Here is a 24937-nt window from a genome sequence, read left to right on the forward strand (position 1 = left end):
TCGGTCTTCTATTTTTCTATTCTTCATCATCGATAAATTCCGGTTCAATTTTATCTAGTTTTTCTTCTTTCAATATCGTGAACATTTTATTAGCATCTTCTTTTCGGACGTTTTCTTTGATTTCTTCCACACGGACCGTGACGATTTTCTGCCCAAAGCGGATCGTCAGCTCGTCACCGGCATTGACGTTGGAAGAGGCTTTGGCAACCTTGCCATTAATGGTGATTCGGCCTTGTTCAGCCACTTCTTTTGCCAACGTACGGCGTTTAATGAGTCGAGATACTTTTAAAAATTTGTCTAATCGCATAGCCTACTCCTTCTCTAATCGTTTTGCTTCATTCCAAAATTCATCCAATTGTTCCAATGTAAAATCGTCAAAAGTTTGACCGCTTTTTCTTACCTGTTCTTCAACAAACTGAAATCTTCTGGCGAATTTTTCGTTGGCATGCACCATCGCTTCCTCCGGGGAAATTTTATAAAAGCGTGCAATGTTGACCAACGTAAATAACACGTCCCCGAATTCATCCAACATGGTTTCACTTGTACCTTTCTCTAATTCTTGGCAAAATTCCTGCCATTCCTCTTCAAATTTCTTGATGGCTCCGCCCGCATCAGGCCAGTCGAAGCCGACAGATGCCGCCTTCTTCTGATAATTATACGATGTTTGCAAAGATGAGCTTGGCCGATATTCCCCTTTGAGCAGCGATTCCTTTTGTTCTCCCTTTTCCTGTTTTTTTATTTCTTCCCAATTCGTTACGACTTCATCGGCATTTTTTACAGTGATGTCGCCGAATACATGGGGATGACGTCGGATCATTTTTTCGGAAATGCTCTCCAACACTTCTTCCAAATTGAAATAACCTTCATCCTCCCCGATTTGGGCATGCAGGAAAACCTGCAACAAAATGTCGCCCAATTCTTCCACCATGCCAAAGTCGTCTTTTTCATCAACCGCCGCCAAAAATTCATGTACCTCTTCGATCAAATATTTTTTCAAACTTTCGTGGGTTTGTTTCCGGTCCCACGGGCAACCATTAGGCCCCCGAAGTGTTGCGATGATGCTTCTGAACGTTCTCCAATCTTTTAATGCATCAAGATCGCTTTTTACCGGCGGGACATAAATGGTCGTCAAATTGTTGATTTCCACCGCCTGGTCCAGCTCATAAAGAGGAACCGTTTTAAGCTGTTCCTGTATTGAACCTGCCGCTGTAACAATCGTCACCGGATAATCATCCCGGTATTTTTCCATTAACGTTAACTTCACTTCCGATGCGCTGAATTGGTCATATACCTGGGCAATCAGCACATGGGAAAGCATATTGACATCATGAATGGAAAAGCTTGTGCCATCCAACAATTGAAACCCTTCAATCGGGTCAATTTTTAATGCGGTAAATATGGGGTCCAAAAAGCTTTGGCCACCGGCAAAGGAGATTTGCACTTTGCCCTGTCTTTCAGCCTCAATCAACAATTGCACCGTTTGTTCTGCCACCAATGGATGCCCGGGTACCGCATATACAACCGGCTCTTCCTTCGCCGCTTCGATTAACCGTTCGGCAATCTCCTCATAAACCGGTTGGAAGGAATCATGTTTTTCATAAACTTCATCAAAGCTTTCAAATTGCAATCCTTCCTCTTGCAGTTCATGGAGAACCGGGTGATCCATTGTGCGAACATACACTTTTTTTGCTTCCTTCAATTTTTTATAAACGCCCATCGGCAGTTGCTCGTAATCTGATGCGCCTAAACCGACGATTGCGATATGCATACATCCACCTACTTTCTTTTATTTAACCAAAGCTGATAAGCGGCCATTCGGCGGCCAAATGGAATCAAAAACCATTCTTTTTCGGAAAGCATCCGGGATTTTGCCACAAAGGTCAAAAATACGAACGCCCCTGTCACAATTAATACAGAGCCGAAAACGACCGCTTCCATTCTGCCGCTGGAAAGCATACCGCTCTTCATTTGCAGACATTCATTCAGCAAAAGCACAGCCAATGCCATCGCTATGCCGGCACCGGCCAATTTTATGTAAAAACGCAGAGGAGCAAATTGGACGGATGTCAATTTTTTTAAGTATCCAATAAATAATATTGAAGCGAACAATAACACGACACCGCTTGAAACTGCAGAGCCCAGCACATTCCATAACGGGACAAGGGTCATATTTCCAATCCCTTTGAAAAGAATGGCCCCTGTTAAAATTAAAAACGGCACTTTCAGTTTCCCCATCCCCTGCAAGATGGCTGTAAATGTCAAAATGATTGACAACGGTATGATTTGTAAAACATAAATGGTCAAAACCATTTGCAATGCATTCGTTTCAAAAAGCATTTTATTGACGTACGGCATGACGATCACCAGTCCGAGAGAAGAGGCCACCCCAAAAAGGAGGGCAGTCCTGTAAGTCAATTGGATAAAAGGCTTTGCTCCTCTTCCCGTTTTCTTTTTGGACTGGACCGCCACCAGCGGAACAATGGCAATGGATAATGAGGAAGCGATGACAATCCCCAATTGAACAAGAGATTGACCACGGTCATAAATCCCTTTCATTTCTTTCGCCAACTGGGATTCGATGCCGTTTTCCACCATCAATGAATAAACCGTGAAGGAATCGATCAGTTGGAAACACAAAAGCAATAGACTGCTCATGCTGATGCTGATACTCAATAGTGTCACTTCTTTAATGATGGGCCACTTCTTTTCACTATGATGCTTTCCTATGTTTTTAAAGGGAACGGTGGAAAAGGATTTTCCGGAAAAATAAACCAACAACAACACCCCTGCCACTTCCCCAATGACCGTTCCCAGCACAGCCATATGCCCGGCTGAATAAAGGGAGCGGGAAGTCGCCATCACAAAAAAAGCGCCTGCCAAAATAATCGTTACCCGGATGAATTGTTCGAATACCTGTGCTTTGGCAACGGGCGACATTTCGCCACGGGATTGAAAAGAGCCCTTCATAATCGCCAAAAATGGCATAAACAACGTGACAAAGGAACCCGTTCTCAATAAGGGCGACAGCTGTTCATCCCCCATCCACTCCGCCAACAACTCTGCGCCAAAAAATAAAACGGAGAAAAAAACAAGGGATAATCCGGCCAAGTATAAAAATACCGTCCGAGAAATCAGGCCTTTTTTCAAAGAAGCATCCGGACAAAGTTCCGCATCCGCCAACATTTTCGAAATGGCAACCGCAAATCCTCCTGATGTCCATGCAACGAAAAAGGATATGAACGGATAAACTTGCTGATAAATATAAAATCCCGCATCTCCCACTAAATTTTGAAAGGGAACCCGGTAAATGGCACTCATAATTTTTACAATGATCGCGGATATTGTCAGAAGCAATGCTCCTTTCATATATCCTTTCATTCCGATTGAATTCGACATACCTATATTCTCTATCCTTTCTACATACTAGAAAGTATACCAAAGAGTCATTGAAATAAAAAAATGAACTTTCCTATGCCACGATAATGGAAAAATTCCCGCGGGTTTCCATCAAATCGGATTTCCCAAAACATAGTACCGCAAATCATCTTCATTTACTATGCCTCCATTTTCATTCGTCCAATTGAGCCATTGAGCCGGTCTTCCTAAATAAAGAAAAAACGCCTCTTATGCAAAGAGACGTTTTCAAACTGATTTAGTTTTCCATTTGCTTTCCTAAGAAGTGAGCCGCCGTTTCCGCCGCTTTTTGTTCTACTTCGCTTAAAAAGTGCACTTTCGAAAGCAAATATACCGCCCCAATTGTGTCACCGTTTGCAACAATTGGTGCAACACAATAGGATTTGACTTGTTCAAATTGTCCTGGCACCAATTCAATCGTCGTTTCATTCTTTTCCAATACGACAGAACGTTGTTTCATGAAATCCTCTGCAAAACTTGACAGGCGACGATTTGTGTAATCCTTCTTCGATAAACCTGCCACAGCAATCATTTCATCACGGTCGCTGATCAACGCAGGTGTCCCTATCGTTTCATACAAGGATTCAACATATTCTTTTGCAAACTCGCCTAAATCATTAATCGGGGAATATTTTTTTAGGATAACTTCTCCTTCGCGATCCGTATAGATTTCCAAAGGATCTCCTTCTCGAATTCGCATGGTTCTGCGAATTTCTTTCGGGATTACAACACGACCTAAATCATCGATACGACGTACTATTCCTGTTGCTTTCATCTTTGCTGCCTCGCTTTCTGAATTCGTTTTATTTCACAGATAGTATGTTTACTCTTTAGGCAAAGTATGCAAAAAATGCATGGGGAGGATTTTGTGTGAAATGTTTTTAATTCGTCAAAAATTTGTAAAATTAATATGCCCCAAAAATTTTAAAAATATAACAATTTAGTGAAAAACAAAATCAATCTAAAACTTTTGGTAAACAAAATGACCCAATCAAATTTGGGTCATTGTTTACAGTATTATTTTGCTTCTTGTTCCACTACATTATTCTTCCTTGCCTTATAAATTATTTCAGCGACTTGTTCCAATACGTCCAGCGGATTATATTTCCCGCATTTTTTCTCATCAATCGTCACGGTCAAAATAGGTCCATCCATGCTGAAACCGACCGCTTTTTCAAATTTCATTGTTTCAGCGACTACCACGGAACCATCGACATTTTTAGTCCCCTCTTCAGAAAAGACGATGGAAATGATTTTTTGTTTTTCTTTAATGGAAACAATGCCCGCTTTGCCTGCCCACGCCTTGATTCTTGCGATGCGCAACAGTCTTTCGGTTTCAGGAGGCAAATCGCCGAACCGGTCGTGCAATTCTTCGAGGATTTCATGATAATCTTCCGGATTTTCCATCGCTTTGATCCGTTTATACATTTGAATTTTTTGGTAGCCATCCGGAATATATTGATCCGGAATGTAGGCATCTACATGAAGTATGATTTCCACTTCTTCCTTCTCTTCCCGTTTTTCGCCTTTCAGTTCCACAATGGCTTCTTCCAATAATTGTGAGTATAAATCAAATCCTACCGTATCGATAAAGCCGTGCTGTTGAGCCCCGAGCAGATTGCCTGCACCACGAATGGACAAATCGCGCATGGCAATTTTAAAACCGGAACCTAATTCCGTAAATTCTTTGATCGCTTGAAGGCGTTGTTCCGCAACTTCCGTTAATACTTTATCCCGCTGATACATGAAATAAGCGTATGCGACCCTGTTGGATCTTCCGACGCGGCCGCGCAGCTGATAAAGCTGGGAAAGTCCCATTTTATCAGCATCATGAACGATTAACGTATTAACATTCGGCATATCCACGCCGGTTTCAATAATGGTCGTTGTCACAAGTACATCAAATTCGCCATTTAAAAAGCTGAGAATGACGGATTCCAGTTGCGTTTCAGTCATCTTGCCATGGGCGTATGCCACCCGGGCTTCCGGCACGAGCGTCTGAATTTCCTCGACTTTTTTCGTCATATCTTCCACACGGTTATATAGATAAAATGTTTGACCTCCCCGCGCCATTTCCCGCTCGATGGCTTCCCGAACCAAGGCTGGACTATATTCCATCACATATGTTTGAACAGGGAAACGGTTTTGCGGAGGCGTTTCAATAACCGAAAGATCTCTCACACCCACCATCGACATATGAAGGGTTCTTGGAATCGGTGTCGCTGTCAGTGTCAACACATCCACGTTCGTTTTCAACTGTTTAATTTTCTCTTTATGAGCCACGCCAAAACGTTGCTCCTCATCCACAATCAATAATCCCAAATCTTTGAAGGCCACATCTTTCGAAAGAAGGCGGTGTGTGCCAATGACGATATCCACTGTCCCATCTTTCAATCCTTTTATCGTTTCCGCCTGTTCTTTTCTCGTGCGGAAACGGCTCAGTAAACCGACATTAATGGCATAATCCTCAAATCTTGCGCTAATGGTTTCATAGTGTTGTTGTGCCAATATCGTCGTCGGCACGAGAAAGGCCACTTGTTTGCCATCCATAATCGCTTTGAAAGCTGCACGGATGGCCACTTCCGTTTTCCCGTATCCCACATCTCCGCAAACAAGCCGGTCCATTGGCCGTTCCCGTTCCATATCCCGTTTAACTTCCATAATGGTGCGAAGCTGGTCTTCCGTTTCTTCATACGGGAAAGCATTTTCGAATTCCCGCTGCTCATCTGTATCCGGAGAAAAGGCATATCCTTTTTCCGCTTCCCGTTTTGCATAAAGTTTAATGAGTTCTTCCGCAATATCCTTAACAGCGGATGACACTTTTGCCTTCGCTTTTTTCCATTCCGTACCACCCAGCTTGTGGAGTTTTGGTTCCTTTCCTTCCGATGAAACATATTTTTGGACTAAATCAATTTGATCGACAGGAACAAATAATTTGTCATCACCGCGGTAGCGGATATGGAGGTAGTCTTTGTGGGTGCCGTTCACTTCAAGGGTTTGAATGCCCACATATTTTCCGATTCCGTGATGCACATGGACCACATAGTCTCCCGGTTTGATTTCCGTATAACTTTTAATTCTTTCCGCATTGGTCATTTTCTGAGGCCGGGATTTTTTCCGCTTTGTTTGCTGTTTGAATAATTCATCATCCGTCACAACGGCAATCCGTTGCAAAGGAAATTCAAAGCCGGCGGTCAGCTGGCCATCCACCAGGAAAATTCCTTCTCCGTTCGGCAGCCCGATCGTCACATCAATCTTGTAATCTTCCAACATATTTTTTATCTTTTCTAAACGCTGTTCCCCATCCGCTACAATTAACACGGTGAACTTTTCTTTCTTCCAACGCTCAACTTCATTTTGCAAAAGGGAAATTTGCCCATGGAATTGCTGCATCGGTTTACATGAAAAGTTCGTTGTTTGGTCAAAGCGAATGCCGGAGAAAGTACGTGTAAATAAATTGAAGTAAATTTTCGGAAGATCCAACATGGACAAGATTTCTTTTAACGAATAGGAAGGGTGGACGTCATGCACCATTTTTCCTTCTTCAATTAATGAAACGAACCACTCTTCCTCTTCCCGCTCCCAAGCTTCGGAAACCTCTTGGATCCGTCCCAGTTCATCGAATAGAATCAGGCCGTCTTCCGAAAAATAATCTCCTAAAAATGCCGGTTTTTCGTATAATAAGGATCCATACTTCGTAACATGGTTAGGCAGATTCCCCTGTTTCAACATTTCAATGTCGTACTGGATATTTTCATATAACGCTTCTTGCACTTCCTGTTTTTTGACCTTTTTAATGCTTTTGGCAAGCGCTTTTTCAAGCCGTTCAGCCAATTGGACGCGCTGTTCCATGGTGAGCAGGAGCTCTATGGCTGGCAGGATCCGGCATGACTCCAATTTTTTAATGGAGCGTTGATCATCTGCGGAAAACTCACGGATGGAATCCACTTCCGTATCAAAAAGCTCAATACGAAATGGTGACTCTGCATATGGTGGATAGATATCAAGTATTCCTCCACGCAATGCAAACTCACCTGGTGTTGTGACCATTTGGCTTCGTGTATAACCCATCTCTACCAACTTCGAAAGCCAGTGGTCTATATCCATTTCTTGTCCGACATGTACTTCCAAAAGATTTTGTTTCCATTGTGCCACAGGTGTCATATATTTTCTCATTCCGGCAATCGGAATGACATATACCGCCGCTTCTTCTCTCGCTAAATGATCCAATGTGGATATCCGCCCTGCTCTCAGCTCAGGAGATGCGATTGTCATGTCCGCGGCAATGAATTCATCCGCCGGATAATAATGCACTTTTTCCTCTCCCACAAGGGATGTTAAATCATCCACCAGCTTTTGTGCCTGCAGTAAATTGGGGGAAATAATATATAAAGGCCGATTTAATTCTCTGAAGAGGGAGTTAATCAATACGGCGCGCGCGCTTCCCGTCAATCCCGTAATCAAATGGGATTTCTCTTTTTGCTCTTTCAAGTCCTTGATCAACTTATTTATATGTTTTTCTTGAGAGAATAATTGAGTAATTCCTCTCATGAAGTGATCCTCCTTTCATCAAGGCGCTCGCTTATGTAATCCATTCTATGAATCAATGAAAACATGCCGCTCACTACTGAAAATTCTAAATACTGGAAAAGCCTTGGACTGAAGAGCCCAAAGCGTGTTTTCATTTATTGAATCCATTTATTTAAAGCGTAGTAATCAGGAAACTGACGTAACGATTCTTCGCAATGTTCACAAATACAGTGTATTGTCGTTACTCCAAGTTCATCTTTCTCAATAAACTCTTCGATTTCTCCAACTTCAAATAAATGAATCTTGCGGATTGTTTCTTCTTCGTTAAAAGGTAAAGTGCCCAATTCTGTATTACAATATCTACAACGGTAACGAACAGTCATACTGGACCTCCTTTGAAAGCTGGGTATATTCCAAGTATAGACTGTTCCATAATCAATTATGCACTTCATTAATTCAGCAATAAAACGATTTAATTATACTCGTTCATTACATCGATAAATTTCTTTGACAGCCATGCTTCACAAGCTTGAACCACTTTCTCAATCGCTTGCTCGATGACCGGTTCTTCTTCCTTCGAAAATTTGGACAGCACGTAGTCGGGCACTTTCATGCCAGCCGGGGGACGGTTGATCCCAACACGAATCCGTTTAAAATCTTGCGTTCCAAGATGCTGGATCAGCGACTTCATTCCATTATGCCCGCCGGCACTCCCCTTTTGCCGCAATCGGAGTTTTCCGGTTTCCAAATCCAAATCGTCATAGATGACAACGATTTCATCAATATCTATATCAAAGTAATCAATGATCGGACGGACGCATTCACCCGATAAATTCATATACGTGAGAGGTTTTAACAGCATGACTTTTCCTTCGGGACGATGGACAATGGCATACATGCCGTTGAATTTTGTTTCGCTTAAAGTTGCATTCCATTTATTTGCCAATGCATCCACGCACATGAATCCGATATTATGCCGCGTCCGTTCATACTGTTTTCCCGGATTTCCTAAGCCAACAATCAGTTTCATGAAACCATTCCTTTTATTATATCTAATCGTTGCTTATTTTATCACATAATATCAGAAAGTTCCTACTTAAAAGAAATGCACCTGAACGCTGCCGTCGATCATTGAACAAAAGAAAGGGTTGTCCAAGCTGAAAACCGCTCAGACAACCCAATGGGCTCATGCTTGAGATTGAGGAGCTTCTGTCGCTTTGATATCTTGATTATCATCATCGCCTTGTCCGGCATCACGGGCAGTTGCCGGTGCAGTGACGGTAAAGATTGTCACATCATCGCCTTCCAAAATTTTATAATCGACTCTCTCCCGAATATCACTTATAAACAATGTATCTCCAATGCCTAATGTAGAAATATCAATGTCGATTTTTTCCGGAATCTCAGCCGGCTTCACTTTGATTCTTAGCGTATTTAATATTTGCGTCAATACGCCTCCTTCTTTCACACCAATGGATTCACCGGCTGCATGGATTGGAACATCCACTTCCACTTCTTCATCCATGTTGACGGAAAAAAAATCGATGTGCAAAACTTCTCCTTTTAACGAATCTCTTTGCACTTCATGAATCAGTGCTTTTACTCTTTTTCCTTCCACATCCAAATCGAAAATACCCGTTTTTCCCCTTTTTTGCACTTCTTTCGCAATCTCTTTATAATCGACTGAAATCGGAGTATTTTCGATATTGTAGCCGTAGATAACGGCAGGTATTCTTCCTCCTTTTCTAAGTTGGGCTAACTCTGAACGCACACCAGTCTTACGTTTTTCCGCTTGTAATACTGTGCTCATGATTTTTACCCCTCCTTTAGAAAATGATGGACTACCCAATTTTTATTATAGTCCACTTTTGAAAAGTTTCCATTCATCGCACAAGCTTTAAGAAAAGTATGTGTTCCCCATCATTCTGTCCAAAATAAAAAAAATGTAGACAAAATTCATTTCGAATTTTGTCTACATTTTAAAATCTTAATCAAATAATGTACTTACGGATTTATTTTCATAGATGCGGGAAATCGCTTCCGCCATTAAAGGAGCCACTGATAATTGAGTGATTTTCGGAATCATTTTTTCCTCTGGCAACTTAATGGTATTTGTCACCACTAATTCTTTAATGGAAGAGTTTTGGATGCGCTCAATTGCCGGACCGGATAACACCGGATGTGTACAGCATGCATACACTTCTTTGGCTCCACTTTCGATCAATGCATTGGCACCAATTGTGATCGTTCCAGCTGTATCAATAATGTCATCAATCAAAATGCAGATTTTTCCTTCTACATTACCAACAATATTCATCACTTCTGCCACGTTTGGTTTTGGGCGGCGTTTATCGATAATGGCAATCGGTGCTTTCAAGCGCTCAGCCATTTTGCGGGCTCTCGTTACACCGCCGTGGTCTGGTGAAACGATCACTACATCATCTTCTGAGAAACCTTTTGATTTGAAGTATTCAGAAAGCAATGGTACCGCCATTAAATGGTCGATTAAAATGTCAAAGAATCCTTGGATTTGCGGAGCATGCAAATCGAGCACGATTACTCGGGTTGCGCCGGCTGTTTCCAACAAATTCGCCACCAATTTCGCAGTAATTGGTTCCCGCGCTTTTGCTTTGCGATCTTGTCGTGCATATCCGTAATAAGGAATTACCACATTCACTGTGCGGGCGGATGCACGTTTTACAGCATCAATCATAATTAAAAGTTCCATTAAGTGTTCATTCACCGGATAGGAAGTGGATTGGACGATGAACACGTCGCAACCGCGGATACTTTCTTCAATATTGATTTGAATTTCCCCATCACTGAAGTGTTTTACAGAACATTTTCCCAATTCCACACCCATTAGTTCCGCAATTTCTTGTGCTAATGGATAATTTGAATTTAACGAGAATATTTTTAATTTTGTGTCAGCGTATGAATACGGCATGATGGCCTCCTAATTATCTTAATTTTTTTGCGTAGTCGATTTTATTTTCTTGTCTTGCGCGGGCAATTGCCAACGAATCTTGCGGCACTTCTTTTGTAATCGTGGATCCTGCGGCAATGAATGATCCTGATCTCAACGTGACAGGAGCTACCAGATTGGAATTGCATCCAACAAACACATTATCTTCAATGATTGTTTTATATTTATTTTTACCATCGTAATTTACGGTAATGGAGCCACAACCTATATTAACATTTTTCCCAACCTCAGCGTCACCTATATAACTTAAATGAGATACTTTTGATTCATCGCCAATCGTACTTTTCTTCACTTCAACAAAGTTGCCGATTTTCACATGGTCGCCTAATTCGGCTTCCGGTCTCAAATGGGCAAATGGACCGACAGAAGTATCTTCACCGATAATGCTTTGCTGCACAACAGATTGTTTCACAACCGAACGATCGCCAATCTTGCTGCTGATAATTTGGCTATTCGGCCCAATGAGGCAATCTTCGCCAATTACCGTTTTTCCTTCAATCACAACACCTGGATAAATGACTGTATCCCGGCCAATTTCAGCATCAATACTAATATGTGTCATTGAAGGATTAATAATCGTTACCCCATTCGCCATATGTTTTTTATTGATGCGTTCACGCATAATTTCTTCTGCTTGGGACAGGGCAATTCGATCATTGACTCCAAGGGTTTCATTGAAATCTTCGCAAACGAAAGCGGAAACAATTTCACCTTTGTTTTTTAATATTTCAATGACATCCGGCAAATAATATTCGCCCTGTGCATTGTTATTATTCACCAGCTTCAACGCTTCAAATAATGCTTTATTATCAAAGCAATAAGTACCAGTGTTGATTTCCTTTTCCAAGCGTTGTTCAGGAGTTGCATCTTTATGCTCTACAATTTGTGCCACTTGACCCTGTTCATCACGAATCACCCGGCCGTATCCTGTTGGATCGTCAGCAATCGCGGTAAGAATCGTCGCTTTCGCCTTTTGGGATACGTGATGTTCAAATAGCGCTTTCATTGTTTCCGGACGAATTAAAGGTGTATCTCCACAAACAACCAGCGTTACGCCTTCCAAATCGCCTAATAATGATTCAGCCTGCATTACGGCATGGGCTGTTCCAAGTTGTTCTGATTGAAGTACATACTCGGATTTGTCTCCAAGATGTTCTTTCACTTTTTCTGCACCATGCCCAACAATTGTTACAATACGGTTAACATCTAATGTTGATATATTGTCAACGACATGCTCAACCATAGGCTTTCCACACACTGGATGTAAAACCTTGTATAATTTGGACTTCATGCGAGTTCCTTGGCCAGCAGCCAATACAATCGCAAAAATGTTAGTCATGCAAAGTCCCCCAATTTCAGCTCATGTTCTCTTATGACTATATAGTAAAGTTGTTCGATTTTCAAGGCATGATCAGCTGACAAGACATCTATTCTCCCTCTCTATTATATTTTTTTCGCCTCCGTTTTCATATTATTTTTTTTGTGAAAGTTTATGAAAAAGAGGGACCGCCTTCAGACTTTAAAAAAAAGAAAGTGTCCCAAAAGTAAAATGCATTACTCTTGGGACACTGTTTTAAGCGTTTGCTTCTTCTAATTGGGATTCGCTTTGATCTTCTGTTTTTTCTTCACCGGCAGCGTGATATGCGGCCAACACAACATCCTGAATTTTGTTGCGTGTTTTAGAATTGATTGGGTGTGCAATATCACGGAATTCCCCATCCGGTGTTCTTTTGCTTGGCATAGCGACAAATAAACCGTTATTCCCATCAATCACTCGAATATCATGAACCACAAACTCGTCATCTAGTGTGATGGAAGCAATTGCACGCATGCGCCCGTCTGTTTGCACACGTCTAAGTCTCACGTCAGTAACTTCCATTCTTTCACTCCTCTCTTCCTCTAGGATGCCTTTAAGGCTATACAATTCTACAAAAATAAAAAAATTCCTTCTTTATTTTTGAAAAAATTTTCAAATAATTTTTAAGTGTTTTTAATTTTTGTAAATAGATGTTTTTCTTTGTAATTATTTCTGAATATAAAAAAGCGGTGAATCCATGGATGGATTCACCGCCTGGCGATTATTCAAATGCTGCAATCACTTCAATTTCCACTTTTACATCTTTTGGAAGTCTTGCAACTTCTACAGCGGATCGGGCAGGTTTATGATCGCCAAAATTCGCTTCATATGCTTCATTCATTTTTGCAAAGTCATTCATATCGCTTAAAAATACCGTTGTTTTCACAACATTATTTAGAGATAGCCCGGCTTCCGCAAGAACCGCTTTTAAGTTTTTGAACACTTGGTTTGTTTGGGCAACAATATCCCCTTCCACCAATTCGCCTTCAAGAGTTAAAGGGATTTGACCTGAACTGAAGAAGAAACCACCTGCAATAATCCCTTGGGAATAAGGTCCAATTGCTTTTGGTGCATTTGTAGTAGCTACTGCTTTCATCATGATCTCTCCTTTAAAAAATAATTTCCTTCACTTAATTGAATCGTTCTCTCTTTTTCATTTACAGAATGGAGTTTTACCAATGAATAATAATCATCGACAAGAGTTTCACCCGCATGTTCCGCCTCAACGAGAACGGCGATTCCCGCCAAAGTGCAATCAAATTCCTCCAGCAAGCTTTTCATGCCATTCATCGTTCCGCCGACTTTCATAAAATCGTCTGTCAGTAAAACTCTTTGTCCGCTCTTCATGCTACGTTTTGATAATACCATTGTTTGGATTCTTCTGGAAGAACCTGATACATAGTTGATACTCACCGTTGAACCTTCTGTCACTTTGCTGTCTCTGCGCACAACCACAACCGGTACATTTAAATATCTGGCAATCGAATGGGCAATGGAAATTCCCTTCGTTGCCACCGTCATAATGGCATCGATTTGTTGATCTTTAAAAATGCTTGCAAAGACTTTTCCTACCCGATTCATCAGGCCGGGATTGCCCAATAAATCCGTCATAAACAAATATCCTCCAGGAAGCAGGCGGTCTGATTTGCTTAACTCGGCTATTAAAATTTGAATTGTTTCCCGAACCTCGTCGTCTGTTACGGTAGGAATGTATTTTACTCCTCCGCTTGCTCCGGGAACCGTTATCAATTCCCCAATGCCTCTTTCTTCAAAAGTTCCCTTCACAATGGCCAAATCTTCGCTAATGGAGGATTTAGCAGAATTATATAATTCAGCAAAATAGGTTAACGGAATGAGTTGATGCGGATGCTCCAACAAATAATGCGTCATATCTACCAAGCGTTCACTACGCTTCCATTTCATGAGACCCTCTCCTAATGAAAATTAAAATACGAATATTTTATAGAAAAAGTATCATAAATGTACGTATTTAGGCAAGTGAATTCCTTTGTCCCAACATGCGCACCGCATAAACTTCATCACAAAAGCCTTTCAATCCATTGTACACCCGATGCAATCTTGATTCGCTATTGACAAAGCCAAAAACCGTCGGACCGCTTCCGCTCATTAACGCTGCGTCTGCCCCGAACCGCAACATATGTTCTTTAATAAAGCCCACTTCAGGATATAATGCACATGTGACAGATTCAAGAACATTTCCTAAAGCCCTGCACATTAAAGAGTAATCTTTATTTTCCAATGCCTGAATCATTTGTTTTGTGTCAGGATGTTCTATATTTTCCAATTTCAATCCTTCATAAACTTTTGCGGTGGAGACTCCGATTCCCGGTTTTGCAAGGATGACCCAGCAAGTCGGAGGGGAAGGCAAATGTTGTATTTTTTCTCCTCTTCCAGTAGCCAAGGCTGTTCCGCCATAAACACAAAACGGAACATCGGATCCAATGGCTGCCCCCAGCTCCGCCAATGTATCAATGGATAAATTTAAATTCCAAAGCTTATTTAATCCCCGCAGTGTGGCGGCTGCGTCGCTGCTGCCTCCTGCAAGTCCGGCTGCTACAGGGATTTCTTTCTCGATCGAAATGGTTGCCCCCGCATCAATGTTATATGTATTTTTCAAAAGCATCGCAGCTTGATAGGCAAGATTTCGTTCATCTTCCGGCACTATACCGCTCGATGAATGAATCTTAATTTTGCCATCGTTCCTCCGTTCAAGCCCGATGCGATCCGCCAAATCGACCGTCGTCATCACCATTTCCACTTCGTGATAGTTGTCCGGACGTTTATAAAGTACATCCAGCGTTAAATTAATTTTGGCAGGTGCTTTTATGTAAAGCATGATGATCCTCCTAACAGACTATTACGGTAAATTCCTTCCGTATATTGTACCATAATGAAGGGTTCACCATAGATGCTAAATATTAAACATAAAAGTATTAAGTAATTTCCGAAAAAATAAAAAAATGCCAACAGCTCTTATAAGAGCCATTGGCATTGTCAACCCTACTTATTGGTTGCTGTTTTGGTTCCCTTGCTGAGCCAAACTTTGTTCAGCCAATTCAATGGCTCGCTTCACCATGTTCCCTGCGTCCCGGGCTCTGATTCCTCCCCAACCTTCCCGTTGGACCACATCATAAAACCCGAGTTCCTTTGCAATCTCCTCTTTTAGACGACTCGACATGACTCCGCCTCTCCGTGCCATAGAGATTACCTCCTTCAAATAAGTAGGTTGACAACCGTAGTATGTGCAAGTTCCAAAAAAAATTGTAGACAAAGTCGATGGAAAAATCGGCTTTGTCTACAATTTACAACAGGGCAGACTATTATTTTACCGCGAGTGCTTCGTTATTGTCATCCAGGAAAGTAATTTCCACGGCTTCCGTTAAAATGTCAGTGTAACTATAAGAAACACGCTTACAAGCATTTTCTTTTTGATCAAGCTCAACGACAAATACTGCATTGTAAGTTTCACTTAAAATCCCATTGCACTCAACCGTTTTTTTACGGCCTCCATTTGCCTTTAACCTCAATGGCTTCCCAATGTGTTCATCCATTGTACGTTTTATCTCCGCTAATGTTTTTGGCATTTCCGCATACACCTCACTAAAGTCAATTATAGCGCAGAAATGCCAATCTGTCAATAAATTATATTATTTTAACAGCAGTCAATTATTCTTGTCAACTTATTTTTCCATAAAAAAAGAAAGTTTTTGTTAGCAATTTCGCAATTTTTAGTGAAAATGCGGATAAAGTTCATTGGAAAGATTTCCAAATTCTTCAATGGTCAAAGTTTCTCCTCTTCTGAAAGGATCAATGCCGCATGATAATAAAGCATCCAAAATTTGCTGCTTTTTTTCTTTTCCTGATTTAAGGCCCGACTGTAAATTGTTCAGTATCGTTTTTCTCCGTTGAGCAAAAGCGGCTCTCGTTACCACAAATAAAAAGTCTTCATCCACCACTTGAATCGGCGGAGCTTCCCGCATCGTAAGCCGGATGACTGCCGAATCAACATTTGGCTGCGGCATAAATACCGTCTTTGGAACCGTCATGACCACTTCGGCGTGAGTATAATATTGCACAGCGATGGACAGTGAACCGTAACTTTTTGTTCCCGGTTTTGCTGTAATGCGATCAGCGACTTCTTTTTGCATCATGACAACAAACCCTCTTATCGGCAAACGGTCATTAAGCAATTTCATCAAAATTGGGGTTGTTACGTAATAAGGCAGATTCGCTACCACCATAATATCTTTGATGTCCTGCATTTCTTCTTCAATGATCTTCGCCACATCCGCCTTTAAGACATCAGAATGGATGATTTTTACATTTGGATAAGGACTTAATGTATCCTCCAATACAGGAATAAGCCGGCCATCAATTTCAAAAGCCACCACTTTTTTGCAATTTCTCGCCAAATGTTCCGTCAAAGCGCCAATACCAGGACCGATTTCAATTGCTCCGCTTTCTTCGGTCAAGCCGGCATAATTCACGATGTTTCGAAGGATGTTTGGATCAATAATAAAGTTTTGGCCTAAACTTTTCTTGAAGGAAAAACCGTATTTTTTCAATATTTCTTTCGTACGTATTGGTGTTGCAATATCTTTATTCATTTTGTTCCTCCCGATCGATTTGCGCTACCGCTTGCGCAAATTGTTCAAAGGTAATTTGAAACATCAATAACCGCTTATGGAGTTGCTTCCCATTCGTCATGCCGATATTCAATATTTCCCCTAACCGGATGCGCCGATTTTTGGCTGATGGATGTCCGATAAGCCGCGCATTCATCAAATCAGCCACCGTAATTTCTTCGGTTTCCGGCAATTCCGCAGCTGGTGTATATACGTTTTTTAAGGCTTGCCGTATATCCTCATCGCTTGCATGTTCAATGCCAACGCCTCTCCCGTTTGCAGCGATGCACTTTTCTTTTGAGAGAAAGGCATGTTTTACACCCGGAATACGCTCTTCGATAATCGCCCGGATCCGTCTTCCGGGATAATCCGGATCCGTAAATACAATGACCCCGCGTTTTTCCTGGGCATGCTGGATACGGCGCAATGTTTCTTCAGATATGGCGGAACCGTTTGTTTCAATCGTATCTGCATTCACTGCTCTTTGGATGGCAACTGTATCATCTTTTCCTTCCACAACGATGATCTCTTTGATTTCCAATGTTGAACCTCTCTTCTACCTTTTATCTTGGACAATTGTACAAAACCTGAACCTTTTTCACAAGAAATGTCCGTTATTTCGATGTCAAAAAAATAAGCTTTCCTGTATCAGGAAAGCTCGATCTTCCATTATTCAGTTAAGCACTTTAATGCGGACTTTTTTTCGTCCCCAGCTGCTTGCTTCCTGCTTGGTTTGCACCAGCACATCAATTTTATTTCCTTTGATTGCGCCACCAGTATCACCGGCAATCGCGTATCCATAACCTTCCACCCAAACTTTTGAGCCTAATGGGATGAGATTTGGATCAACAGCAATCAATTTCAAATTCGGATTGTTGCGCAAATTGATTCCGGAAGCCGATGTGCCGGAACAACCGTTACAGTATGGGGTATATGCAGTTGCAATCACATAGAATTCTTTTCCGCCCGCGCTTGTTCCACGGGATACTTGGGCAGTCACCACTTTTGTTCCCACTGCAACCACTTTTGCTTTCGGTTGTTCGATGATTTTTTCATCTTTAATGACCTTATTTACAACCTTGCCATTTTCTTTTGTAATTTCATAAGTTCTTGAAACTTTGCCTTTCTTTCCTTCCGAAATTACTTTTTCTTTCCCTTTCAGCAAGGAAGAATCTGATTTTGTTTGTACCGGGAAGTCAATTTCTTCCTCCACTACATCGGTAACCTTTTCTACGCGAACAACCGTGATTCGATCATTTGGTTTCACATTGTCGCTCAATTTATTTTCGACACGATCAAGTTCATTAAGTGTTATACCTTGTTGCTTTAAAAAGTTAGCGACCGTAGTGGAAGTGGACCACACTTGCTTTTCTTCTGTACCATCGACAAGTGTCACCTGAAACGCTTTATTGATTTTGATTTTGTCTTCATCGCCCAAGTCTTTATCTAAAGCGATGGAAACTTTATCATGATCCGATACTTTGATGTTTGCTGCATTCAGAATATCTTTGACTTTCGTTTCAGTTGTCCAGATTTCTTGTTCTTTTCCATCAACGATGATTGTTACCGGTTTTGCTTTGATCCATTCAATCGTCATGCCGGGTTTTATTTTTGCATCAAGCGAATAGGATAATTTGTCATGCCTCGTTATATCGATGTTTTCTTCTTCGAATAATTCTTCAACTGTCTCGGCATGAGTTAATATGTTCATTTCTTCACCATTCGCTATAATTGTCACAGGTGTTTTTGTTCCTTGATACAGAACAAAGGTGGTAACCACCGCAAGCAACGCGATAAACAAAATGGTGACCAATAATTGTTGGTGCTTGATCCCAAATAAAAGTTTTTTTATGGGACTACTTGACATTAAAAAACGCCTCCTTAACACCCGTTGAATTATACGGGTATCTTTTTATTATGTCAACTAATAAATGTTCTCAATTACTAGTTTAGCAATTTATGATCCTATTAAACTGCAGTATTGGAGGCTATTTTTCGTTTTATACATCCAATTTAAAAAGTTTCTTCGCATTTTCTGTCGTTGCCTTTGCAACCTCTTCCACCGGGATTTCTTTCAACCGGGCAATTTCCTCGGCAACTAGCGGCACCAGAGAAGGCTCATTTCTTTTTCCGCGATATGGATGCGGCGCCAAATATGGTGCGTCCGTTTCAATCAGTAAATGCTCCAATGGAATTTCTTTAGCCACCTTCTTTGGCATGCGGGCATTTTTAAAAGTAACAGGCCCGCCCAAACTGATCATAAAATTCATTTTTATGCATTCCAGTGCCGTTTCGACGCTTCCACTAAAACAGTGCATGATTCCACCAACCGTTTTGGCGTTTTCTTCCCTTAAAATCCTTACAACATCTCCTGTTGCTTCCCGATTATGGATGATAATCGGAAGATTCGTTTTTTGCGCCAAACGGATTTGTTTGCGGAATAGTTCCTGCTGGATTTCTTTTGGGGATTTGTCCCAATGATAATCCAGTCCTGTTTCACCGATCCCTACCACTTTCGGATGATGGGTCAGCTCTTCAATCCATGCCAGGTCTTCTTCTGTACAATCGATTGCGTCTACTGGATGCCAACCAATTACTGCATAAAGAGATTCGTATTTCTCTACGAGTTCCATCGCTCTTTCGATGGTTTTCCGATCAAAGCCAACAACAATCATTTTTTCTACTTTTGCTGCATGTGCCCGATCGATGACTTCTTGTAAATCTTCCTGAAATTGATCTGCATTCAAATGGACATGTGTATCAATGAACATATTAATCACACCTACCGTATATTGTATTGGACTGGTATATTACTGATTTCACAAAAATGTTACATTTTCATTACGAGAATCAAAACTCATGACATTCTTCATATCGTTTTGTAACAAAACTAGTCTTTTTATACTAAACCGTTTTCATCAAATTCTGATGACCGACTTTTATTGTTATTTTAAAATAATTTTTTTGACAACAAAAATGCCTGTTGAATGACCCATCCAACAGGCTTTCACTTTACTTCACTTTTGCTCCATTTTCCAAAGCAGGATCTACAGTCGCGAGTTTTAACACTCCATTATGCGACCCCGCCAAAATCATACCTTGGGACAACTCGCCACGAAGTTTCACCGGTTTTAAATTGGCAACGACAATCACTTTTTGGCCAATCAATTCTTCCGGTTTATAATGCTCGGCAATCCCTGAAACGACTTGACGTGTCTCATAACCCAAATCCACTTGGAGCTTTAATAATTTATCCGTTTTTGGCACCGGCTCACATGCTGTCACCGTACCTACCCGCAAATCAAGTTTTTGGAAATCTTCAATTGTGATTTCCGGTACTTCCGGTGCTTCCGCTTTATTTGTTTTCTCTTCTTGCGGTGTTTTCACACTGGCACGCATTTGATTGCGAATATATTCGATTTCCACTTCCGGATCTAATCTTGGGAAAATAGGAATTCCTTTTTCTACCACTTTTGTTTTCTCAGGTATAACATTTCCGAATCCCTCAATTGTCTCCCAAGCCAACAATTTTTCATCCAATCCAAGCTGTTCCATGATGCGTTTTGGCGTTTGCGTCATAAACGGTTGTAACATTACTGCAATATGGCGCAAACTTTCGGCTAAATTGTACATAACTTGAGCCAATTTGCCACGGTTCTCTTCATTTTTCGCCAATACCCAAGGCTCTGTTTCATCGATATATTTGTTTGTTCTTGAAATAAATGACCACAAATCCGCAAGTACTACACTGAATTGCATTTTTTCCATGTTCGCTTCATATAAAGCTTTTGTTTCTTTTGCATGGGCTTTTAATGAAGCATCGAATTCCGTTTCTTCCAAACCTTCTGTTGGAATGACGCCATCGAAATATTTATTGATCATTGAAACCGTACGATTTAATAAATTTCCTAAATCGTTTGCCAAATCATAGTTTGTGCGTTCCACAAACGATTCCGGAGAAAATACGCCATCTGCTCCAAATGGCAATTCACGAAGCAAAAAGTAGCGTGTTGCATCCAACCCATAGCGGTCAATCAGCATTTCAGGATAAACGACATTCCCCTTCGATTTCGACATTTTTCCGTCCTTCATCATGATGAAACCGTGGGCAAACACTTTTTTTGGCAGTGGGAGACCCAACGCCATTAAGAAAATTGGCCAATAAATTGTATGGAAACGGACAATATCTTTACCTACAACATGCACATCAGCCGGCCAATATTTTTTAAACAACTCGTCATTGTCTGAACCGTATCCCAAAGCGGTAATATAGTTTGTCAAGGCATCCACCCAAACGTAAATGACATGTTTGGGATCTCCGGGAACTTTAATTCCCCAGTCAAAGGAAGTTCTTGAAACGGAAAGATCCTCCAATCCCGGTTTAATAAAGTTGTTGATCATTTCATTTTTTCTGGATTCCGGTTCAATAAACTCAGGATTTTCTTCATAATATTCAAGTAATCGATCCGCATATTTTTGCATATTAAAGAAGTAGGATTCTTCCTTCAATTTTTGGACAGGACGTCCGCAGTCCGGACAATTGCCATCCACCAACTGTGTTTCGGTGTAATAGGATTCGCAAGGCGTACAATACCAGCCTTCATATTCTCCTTTATAAATATCTCCGTTATCCAAAAACTTCTTGAATATTTTTTCTACACTTTTTACATGCCGTTCTTGTGTAGTCCGAATTAAATCATCATAAGAAATGTCCATCTTCTTCCATAATTCTTTTGCGGCTTCAGCAATTTCATCCACATATTCTTGGGGATGCTTTCCTACTTCTTTCGCTTTTTGTTGAATTTTTTGTCCGTGTTCGTCCATTCCTGTCAAAAAACGGACATCGAATCCGCGCAATCTTTTATACCGAGCCATCGCATCCGAAGCCACTGTCGTATAGGCTGTTCCAATATGGAATTTTCCGCTTGGATAATATATTGGGGTTGTTATATAAAACGTCTTTTTTTCACTCACCTAAACTGCCTCCATTGTCAACGATATATAGTATTAATTGTAACGATTAACGATTTTTGTTTCAACGCTTACATATTATACTAAAATTTTGTCGAAATTTATTTGATGTTGTAAATAAAAATTTGTTGATACTATTCTTAATTCACTTGTATTGTATTGTTAAACAATTACAAATCATACTTTTTTATTAAAAAAAACGAATTTTTATAATTTTTATTAATATCTCTCAAAACTTGAATGCTAAATAATTGACGTTTATTCCTTTTATTGGTATTATTTTAGACAGACAAAGAATAAATGTCGAATTTTGGCGAATACGAGATTTATTCTAAATTATGACGCAAAAATAGGAGGAAAACATTGTCATGAAATCTACAGGTATTGTCCGTAAAGTTGATGAGTTAGGTCGCGTGGTAATTCCAATTGAACTTCGCCGTACGTTGGGCATTAATGAAAAGGATGCATTGGAAATCTATGTAGATGATGATAAAATCATCCTCAAAAAATACATGCCTAACATGACATGTGCGATTACGGGCGAAGTTTCAGACAAAAATTTCCGTTTAGCTGGAGGTAAGTTGATTTTAAGCCCAGAAGGCGCGGAAATTTTAATGAAAGAAATCCAGGAACATTTAAACAGAAAATAATTTGAGATCGACAAAAGCATAACTGAAAGTCTTGTTGAAGCACCCGCAAACAACAATGATGACATGGCGAAATTTCGGCTGTCTGGAACATTAGACAGCCTTCTTTTTTTTATAAATGATATTCTTGATAAACTTCCCTTTTTGGAAGCCCTCTTAATTTGGCCACTTCTTTTATCGCTTCTTTTGAAGCGAGTTGTTTTTCTTTCATCAATAACTCCACATGTTCTTTGATGGTCATGTTTGACCAATAAGGGGCTTCGTCTTCACTTTCTTCCCCATCTTGCGACCCTTCGAGGATAATGCAAAACTCTCCTCTTACTTCATTGTCTTTTGTCCATTGGACGGCCTCCTCTACCGTTCCTCTCAAAAATTCTTCAAATTTTTTTGTCAATTCTCTCGCAAGCACAATGTTCCGATTGCCCAACACAGCCTCCATATCTTTTAATGTATCTTGCAGCCGGTGGGGCGCTTCGTAAAAGATCAGCGTTTCTTTCCGATTTTTTAAAAGGGACAACTGTTTTTTTCTTTCTTTACTGCTGCGATGCAAAAAGCCGAAAAAGTAAAATGGCTGCGGAGACAAACCGGAGGCGATCAAAGCCGTCAATGCCGCATTGGCCCCTGGTATCGGAACGACTGCAAAATCTGCTTCAACCGCTTTTCGGACAATGTCAGCACCCGGATCCGAAATGCATGGCATCCCCGCATCACTGACTAAAGCGACCGTTTTCCCTTCCCCCAACCATTGCAATATTTTTTCGCCAGCCTGTTCTTGATTATGTTCATGGTAGCTGACTAAAGGGGTGGAAATGTCGTAATAAGACAACAGTTTTTTTGTGTTTCTCGTATCTTCTGCTGCAATAATATCCACTTCTTTTAAAATTCGTAATGCCCTCAAAGTGATGTCTTCCAAATTGCCGATGGGTGTGGCCACCAAATATAGACAACCGCTTTGTTCATGTAAGCTGCTTTTTTGAGATTTCATTATTTTCTCTCCCGATATATTTCATTTTTTCACTGCGTTTTAATTGTTTGAAGGCATACTCCGCCCTCATCGCTTCTTCCTTTGTATCGTAGGTTTCATAATAGATGCATTTTACCGGGCGCTTCGATCGTGTGTATTTCGCCCCTTTTCCCGCATTGTGCTGATTCACTCTCCGCTCCAAATCATTTGTATATCCCGCATAAAAAGACGAGTCGGCACATTCCAGCACATAAAAATAATGTCTATCCTTTTTCTCCATATAACAATTCTCTCATTTCAGCTGTATACTTATTATCATCATCATATACATACAACGGGGGCATAATTTTTAAATCCGGCTTGCCATCCTTGATTCCTTCGATCAACAACATATTCGCCTCTTTTCCCATTTTCGGGTAAATTAGGCGGATGCGTTTCGGTTCCAATCGATGGTTCCTCATGGAAGTTATGATATCAAGAAGCCTTCCCGGTCTATGTACAAAGGCTGCCTTTCCGCCCTGTTTCAGCAATCTGCTGGCCGCATGAATGGCTTCATCCAATGTGAGCAACACTTCATGGCGGGCGATTGTATAATGCTCATTCAAGTTTTTATCGCTTGTTTCAATATCCAAAAAGTAAGGCGGGTTGCATGTAACCGTATCGTATTTCTCAATCCCCAAGATCGGAGGGATTTCCTTTACATCGCCGTGAATCATTTGAATCTGCTCTTCCAATCCGTTATATTGAATGCTTCTTACAGCCATATCATACAACCTTTCCTGAATTTCCACCCCAATGATTTTTGCCTTCGTTCGAGTGCTTAAAAATAAGGGAATCACACCGTTTCCTGAACATAAATCAACAATTTGTCCCTTTGAAATGGGAATGCTCGCAAATTTGGCCAATAAAACGGCATCCAATGAAAAGGAGAAAACGGAAGGACTTTGAATGATGCGCAAATTTTCCGCCAATAAATAATCCAGCCGTTCGTCGCCCTTTAACCAATTTTCCAATCCTACACTCCTCCTCATGAAAATAAAAGACTGTACCCATTTTCGGGTATCAGCCTTGATTTAAGCATTTTTATTAAAAAACGAAAGACAAAACAAGCAATCCTCCCCTTTTCGGGAGCTTCCAAAGTGCACATTGCATACGTGAAATCCTTCTTGATACAGCCGGGCCAAATTATCATAGCCTTCCCCAATATCCAAATGGCTTTTCTTTTCACCATGTTCAGAAGTTTCTGCTGCTTTTGTCAATTCTTCTAATCGTCTTCTCAGATGATAATTTTCTATTTGAAGTGACTGATATTCTTCCACCATGTGCGCAACAGATTTTTTTATTTCATGAAACTGCTGTTGTAGTGTTTCTAGTTGCTGTTCAAATTCCATTATAGCATCTAAAAAATTTCGGTCCCTCAAC

General features: G+C 40.8%; 26 protein-coding genes. 1 reads left to right on the top strand and 25 read right to left on the bottom strand.

Going from position 1 to position 24937, the window contains the following annotated elements; all coding sequences use genetic code 11:
- Window positions 1-16: 16 nt before the first annotated feature.
- The 21 genes from ACFPOH_RS16065 to metG form a co-directional block, all read right to left on the bottom strand.
- A complete protein-coding gene (locus ACFPOH_RS16065) occupies window positions 17-307 on the bottom strand; it encodes an RNA-binding S4 domain-containing protein (RefSeq protein WP_342470684.1) in 291 nt (96 codons plus the stop codon).
- Window positions 308-310: 3 nt separating this feature from the next.
- On the bottom strand, window positions 311-1768 hold the full coding sequence (yabN, locus tag ACFPOH_RS16070; RefSeq protein WP_390310618.1) for a bifunctional methyltransferase/pyrophosphohydrolase YabN: 1458 nt from the start codon (window positions 1766-1768) through the stop codon (window positions 311-313).
- A gap of 8 nt (window positions 1769-1776) precedes the next feature.
- Window positions 1777-3396, bottom strand: a complete 1620-nt coding sequence (locus ACFPOH_RS16075; protein ID WP_390310620.1) for a putative polysaccharide biosynthesis protein — start codon at window positions 3394-3396, stop codon at window positions 1777-1779.
- A gap of 256 nt (window positions 3397-3652) precedes the next feature.
- Window positions 3653-4189 carry a stage V sporulation protein T gene (gene spoVT / locus ACFPOH_RS16080; protein WP_342470687.1) on the bottom strand — a complete coding sequence of 179 codons (537 nt, stop codon included), beginning with the start codon at window positions 4187-4189 and terminating at the stop codon, window positions 3653-3655.
- Window positions 4190-4431: 242 nt separating this feature from the next.
- On the bottom strand, window positions 4432-7965 hold the full coding sequence (mfd, locus tag ACFPOH_RS16085) for a transcription-repair coupling factor (RefSeq protein ID WP_390310621.1): 3534 nt from the start codon (window positions 7963-7965) through the stop codon (window positions 4432-4434).
- A gap of 134 nt (window positions 7966-8099) precedes the next feature.
- Window positions 8100-8327 (bottom strand): anti-sigma-F factor Fin, encoded by a 228-nt coding sequence (locus ACFPOH_RS16090; protein WP_342470689.1) that lies wholly within the window; start codon window positions 8325-8327, stop codon window positions 8100-8102.
- Window positions 8328-8416: 89 nt separating this feature from the next.
- A complete protein-coding gene (gene pth, locus ACFPOH_RS16095; protein WP_342470690.1) occupies window positions 8417-8974 on the bottom strand; it encodes an aminoacyl-tRNA hydrolase in 558 nt (185 codons plus the stop codon).
- 156 nt (window positions 8975-9130) lie between these two features.
- Window positions 9131-9754: a 50S ribosomal protein L25/general stress protein Ctc gene (locus ACFPOH_RS16100; RefSeq protein ID WP_390310623.1), complete on the bottom strand. Its 624-nt coding sequence runs from the start codon at window positions 9752-9754 to the stop codon at window positions 9131-9133.
- A 177-nt stretch (window positions 9755-9931) separates the two neighbouring features.
- The gene (locus tag ACFPOH_RS16105) at window positions 9932-10891 is read right to left on the bottom strand and encodes a ribose-phosphate diphosphokinase (protein WP_342580707.1); all 960 of its coding nucleotides are present in this window, start codon (window positions 10889-10891) and stop codon (window positions 9932-9934) included.
- A gap of 13 nt (window positions 10892-10904) precedes the next feature.
- Window positions 10905-12269 (bottom strand): bifunctional UDP-N-acetylglucosamine diphosphorylase/glucosamine-1-phosphate N-acetyltransferase GlmU, encoded by a 1365-nt coding sequence (gene glmU, locus ACFPOH_RS16110; protein ID WP_390310624.1) that lies wholly within the window; start codon window positions 12267-12269, stop codon window positions 10905-10907.
- A gap of 234 nt (window positions 12270-12503) precedes the next feature.
- Complete coding sequence (spoVG, locus tag ACFPOH_RS16115) at window positions 12504-12809, bottom strand: septation regulator SpoVG (protein ID WP_342470694.1); 306 nt, start codon at window positions 12807-12809, stop codon at window positions 12504-12506.
- Window positions 12810-13008: 199 nt separating this feature from the next.
- Complete coding sequence (locus ACFPOH_RS16120; protein WP_390310626.1) at window positions 13009-13383, bottom strand: RidA family protein; 375 nt, start codon at window positions 13381-13383, stop codon at window positions 13009-13011.
- A complete protein-coding gene (purR, locus tag ACFPOH_RS16125; protein WP_342470696.1) occupies window positions 13383-14210 on the bottom strand; it encodes a pur operon repressor in 828 nt (275 codons plus the stop codon). Before purR ends, ACFPOH_RS16120 begins: the two co-directional genes overlap by 1 nt.
- A 67-nt stretch (window positions 14211-14277) precedes the next feature.
- Window positions 14278-15144 carry a 4-(cytidine 5'-diphospho)-2-C-methyl-D-erythritol kinase gene (gene ispE / locus ACFPOH_RS16130; protein ID WP_342580705.1) on the bottom strand — a complete coding sequence of 289 codons (867 nt, stop codon included), beginning with the start codon at window positions 15142-15144 and terminating at the stop codon, window positions 14278-14280.
- A 168-nt stretch (window positions 15145-15312) separates the two neighbouring features.
- The gene (locus tag ACFPOH_RS16135; protein ID WP_342470698.1) at window positions 15313-15507 is read right to left on the bottom strand and encodes a small, acid-soluble spore protein, alpha/beta type; all 195 of its coding nucleotides are present in this window, start codon (window positions 15505-15507) and stop codon (window positions 15313-15315) included.
- Between the two features lie 121 nt (window positions 15508-15628).
- Window positions 15629-15892, bottom strand: coding sequence for a biofilm formation stimulator Veg (gene veg / locus ACFPOH_RS16140; RefSeq protein WP_342470699.1), 264 nt, complete (start codon window positions 15890-15892; stop codon window positions 15629-15631).
- A 144-nt stretch (window positions 15893-16036) separates the two neighbouring features.
- Entirely contained in the window at window positions 16037-16915 is an 879-nt protein-coding gene (gene rsmA, locus ACFPOH_RS16145) for a 16S rRNA (adenine(1518)-N(6)/adenine(1519)-N(6))-dimethyltransferase RsmA (RefSeq protein ID WP_390310629.1), read from the bottom strand.
- Complete coding sequence (gene rnmV, locus ACFPOH_RS16150; RefSeq protein ID WP_342470701.1) at window positions 16908-17474, bottom strand: ribonuclease M5; 567 nt, start codon at window positions 17472-17474, stop codon at window positions 16908-16910. Before rnmV ends, rsmA begins: the two co-directional genes overlap by 8 nt.
- Window positions 17475-17606: 132 nt before the next feature.
- A complete protein-coding gene (locus ACFPOH_RS16155; RefSeq protein ID WP_342580703.1) occupies window positions 17607-18800 on the bottom strand; it encodes a ubiquitin-like domain-containing protein in 1194 nt (397 codons plus the stop codon).
- A gap of 133 nt (window positions 18801-18933) precedes the next feature.
- A complete protein-coding gene (locus ACFPOH_RS16160; protein ID WP_342470703.1) occupies window positions 18934-19704 on the bottom strand; it encodes a TatD family hydrolase in 771 nt (256 codons plus the stop codon).
- 241 nt (window positions 19705-19945) lie between these two features.
- Window positions 19946-21907, bottom strand: coding sequence for a methionine--tRNA ligase (metG, locus tag ACFPOH_RS16165; RefSeq protein ID WP_342470705.1), 1962 nt, complete (start codon window positions 21905-21907; stop codon window positions 19946-19948).
- A 365-nt stretch (window positions 21908-22272) separates the two neighbouring features.
- On the opposite strand from metG, the gene ACFPOH_RS16170 reads away from it, so the two are divergent.
- Window positions 22273-22554 (top strand): AbrB/MazE/SpoVT family DNA-binding domain-containing protein, encoded by a 282-nt coding sequence (locus ACFPOH_RS16170; protein ID WP_342470706.1) that lies wholly within the window; start codon window positions 22273-22275, stop codon window positions 22552-22554.
- 109 nt (window positions 22555-22663) lie between these two features.
- On the opposite strand, the gene rsmI is transcribed toward ACFPOH_RS16170, so the two are convergent.
- Genes rsmI through yabA form a run of 4 tightly spaced genes read right to left on the bottom strand, consistent with a single transcriptional unit; the run spans window position 22664 to window position 24936 of the window.
- Window positions 22664-23536, bottom strand: coding sequence for a 16S rRNA (cytidine(1402)-2'-O)-methyltransferase (rsmI, locus tag ACFPOH_RS16175; RefSeq protein ID WP_390310631.1), 873 nt, complete (start codon window positions 23534-23536; stop codon window positions 22664-22666).
- Window positions 23508-23795, bottom strand: a complete 288-nt coding sequence (locus ACFPOH_RS16180) for a GIY-YIG nuclease family protein (RefSeq protein ID WP_342470708.1) — start codon at window positions 23793-23795, stop codon at window positions 23508-23510. The genes rsmI and ACFPOH_RS16180 overlap by 29 nt, the downstream gene beginning before the upstream one ends.
- Complete coding sequence (locus ACFPOH_RS16185) at window positions 23779-24528, bottom strand: tRNA1(Val) (adenine(37)-N6)-methyltransferase (RefSeq protein WP_342470709.1); 750 nt, start codon at window positions 24526-24528, stop codon at window positions 23779-23781. Before ACFPOH_RS16185 ends, ACFPOH_RS16180 begins: the two co-directional genes overlap by 17 nt.
- 60 nt (window positions 24529-24588) lie before the next feature.
- Window positions 24589-24936, bottom strand: coding sequence for a DNA replication initiation control protein YabA (gene yabA / locus ACFPOH_RS16190; RefSeq protein ID WP_342580700.1), 348 nt, complete (start codon window positions 24934-24936; stop codon window positions 24589-24591).
- Between the last annotated feature and the right edge of the window lies 1 nt (window position 24937).

Source organism: Ureibacillus suwonensis, assembly GCF_042655065.1.
GTDB classification, from domain to species: Bacteria; Bacillota; Bacilli; order Bacillales_A; family Planococcaceae; genus Ureibacillus; species Ureibacillus suwonensis.

Excerpts from the sequence above, each read along its gene's own strand:
- ACFPOH_RS16065 (WP_342470684.1), bottom strand. The coding sequence starts at position 307 with ATGCGATTAGACAAATTTTTAAAAGTATCTCGACTCATTAAACGCCGT.
- yabN (WP_390310618.1), bottom strand. The coding sequence starts at position 1,768 with ATGCATATCGCAATCGTCGGTTTAGGCGCATCAGATTACGAGCAACTG.
- ACFPOH_RS16075 (WP_390310620.1), bottom strand. The coding sequence starts at position 3,396 with ATGTCGAATTCAATCGGAATGAAAGGATATATGAAAGGAGCATTGCTT.
- spoVT (WP_342470687.1), bottom strand. The coding sequence starts at position 4,189 with ATGAAAGCAACAGGAATAGTACGTCGTATCGATGATTTAGGTCGTGTT.
- mfd (WP_390310621.1), bottom strand. The coding sequence starts at position 7,965 with ATGAGAGGAATTACTCAATTATTCTCTCAAGAAAAACATATAAATAAG.
- ACFPOH_RS16090 (WP_342470689.1), bottom strand. The coding sequence starts at position 8,327 with ATGACTGTTCGTTACCGTTGTAGATATTGTAATACAGAATTGGGCACT.
- pth (WP_342470690.1), bottom strand. The coding sequence starts at position 8,974 with ATGAAACTGATTGTTGGCTTAGGAAATCCGGGAAAACAGTATGAACGG.
- ACFPOH_RS16100 (WP_390310623.1), bottom strand. The coding sequence starts at position 9,754 with ATGAGCACAGTATTACAAGCGGAAAAACGTAAGACTGGTGTGCGTTCA.
- ACFPOH_RS16105 (WP_342580707.1), bottom strand. The coding sequence starts at position 10,891 with ATGCCGTATTCATACGCTGACACAAAATTAAAAATATTCTCGTTAAAT.
- glmU (WP_390310624.1), bottom strand. The coding sequence starts at position 12,269 with ATGACTAACATTTTTGCGATTGTATTGGCTGCTGGCCAAGGAACTCGC.
- spoVG (WP_342470694.1), bottom strand. The coding sequence starts at position 12,809 with ATGGAAGTTACTGACGTGAGACTTAGACGTGTGCAAACAGACGGGCGC.
- ACFPOH_RS16120 (WP_390310626.1), bottom strand. The coding sequence starts at position 13,383 with ATGAAAGCAGTAGCTACTACAAATGCACCAAAAGCAATTGGACCTTAT.
- purR (WP_342470696.1), bottom strand. The coding sequence starts at position 14,210 with ATGAAATGGAAGCGTAGTGAACGCTTGGTAGATATGACGCATTATTTG.
- ispE (WP_342580705.1), bottom strand. The coding sequence starts at position 15,144 with ATGCTTTACATAAAAGCACCTGCCAAAATTAATTTAACGCTGGATGTA.
- ACFPOH_RS16135 (WP_342470698.1), bottom strand. The coding sequence starts at position 15,507 with ATGGCACGGAGAGGCGGAGTCATGTCGAGTCGTCTAAAAGAGGAGATT.
- veg (WP_342470699.1), bottom strand. The coding sequence starts at position 15,892 with ATGCCAAAAACATTAGCGGAGATAAAACGTACAATGGATGAACACATT.
- rsmA (WP_390310629.1), bottom strand. The coding sequence starts at position 16,915 with ATGAATAAAGATATTGCAACACCAATACGTACGAAAGAAATATTGAAA.
- ACFPOH_RS16155 (WP_342580703.1), bottom strand. The coding sequence starts at position 18,800 with ATGTCAAGTAGTCCCATAAAAAAACTTTTATTTGGGATCAAGCACCAA.
- ACFPOH_RS16160 (WP_342470703.1), bottom strand. The coding sequence starts at position 19,704 with ATGTTCATTGATACACATGTCCATTTGAATGCAGATCAATTTCAGGAA.
- ACFPOH_RS16170 (WP_342470706.1), top strand. The coding sequence starts at position 22,273 with ATGAAATCTACAGGTATTGTCCGTAAAGTTGATGAGTTAGGTCGCGTG.
- rsmI (WP_390310631.1), bottom strand. The coding sequence starts at position 23,536 with ATGAAATCTCAAAAAAGCAGCTTACATGAACAAAGCGGTTGTCTATAT.
- ACFPOH_RS16180 (WP_342470708.1), bottom strand. The coding sequence starts at position 23,795 with ATGGAGAAAAAGGATAGACATTATTTTTATGTGCTGGAATGTGCCGAC.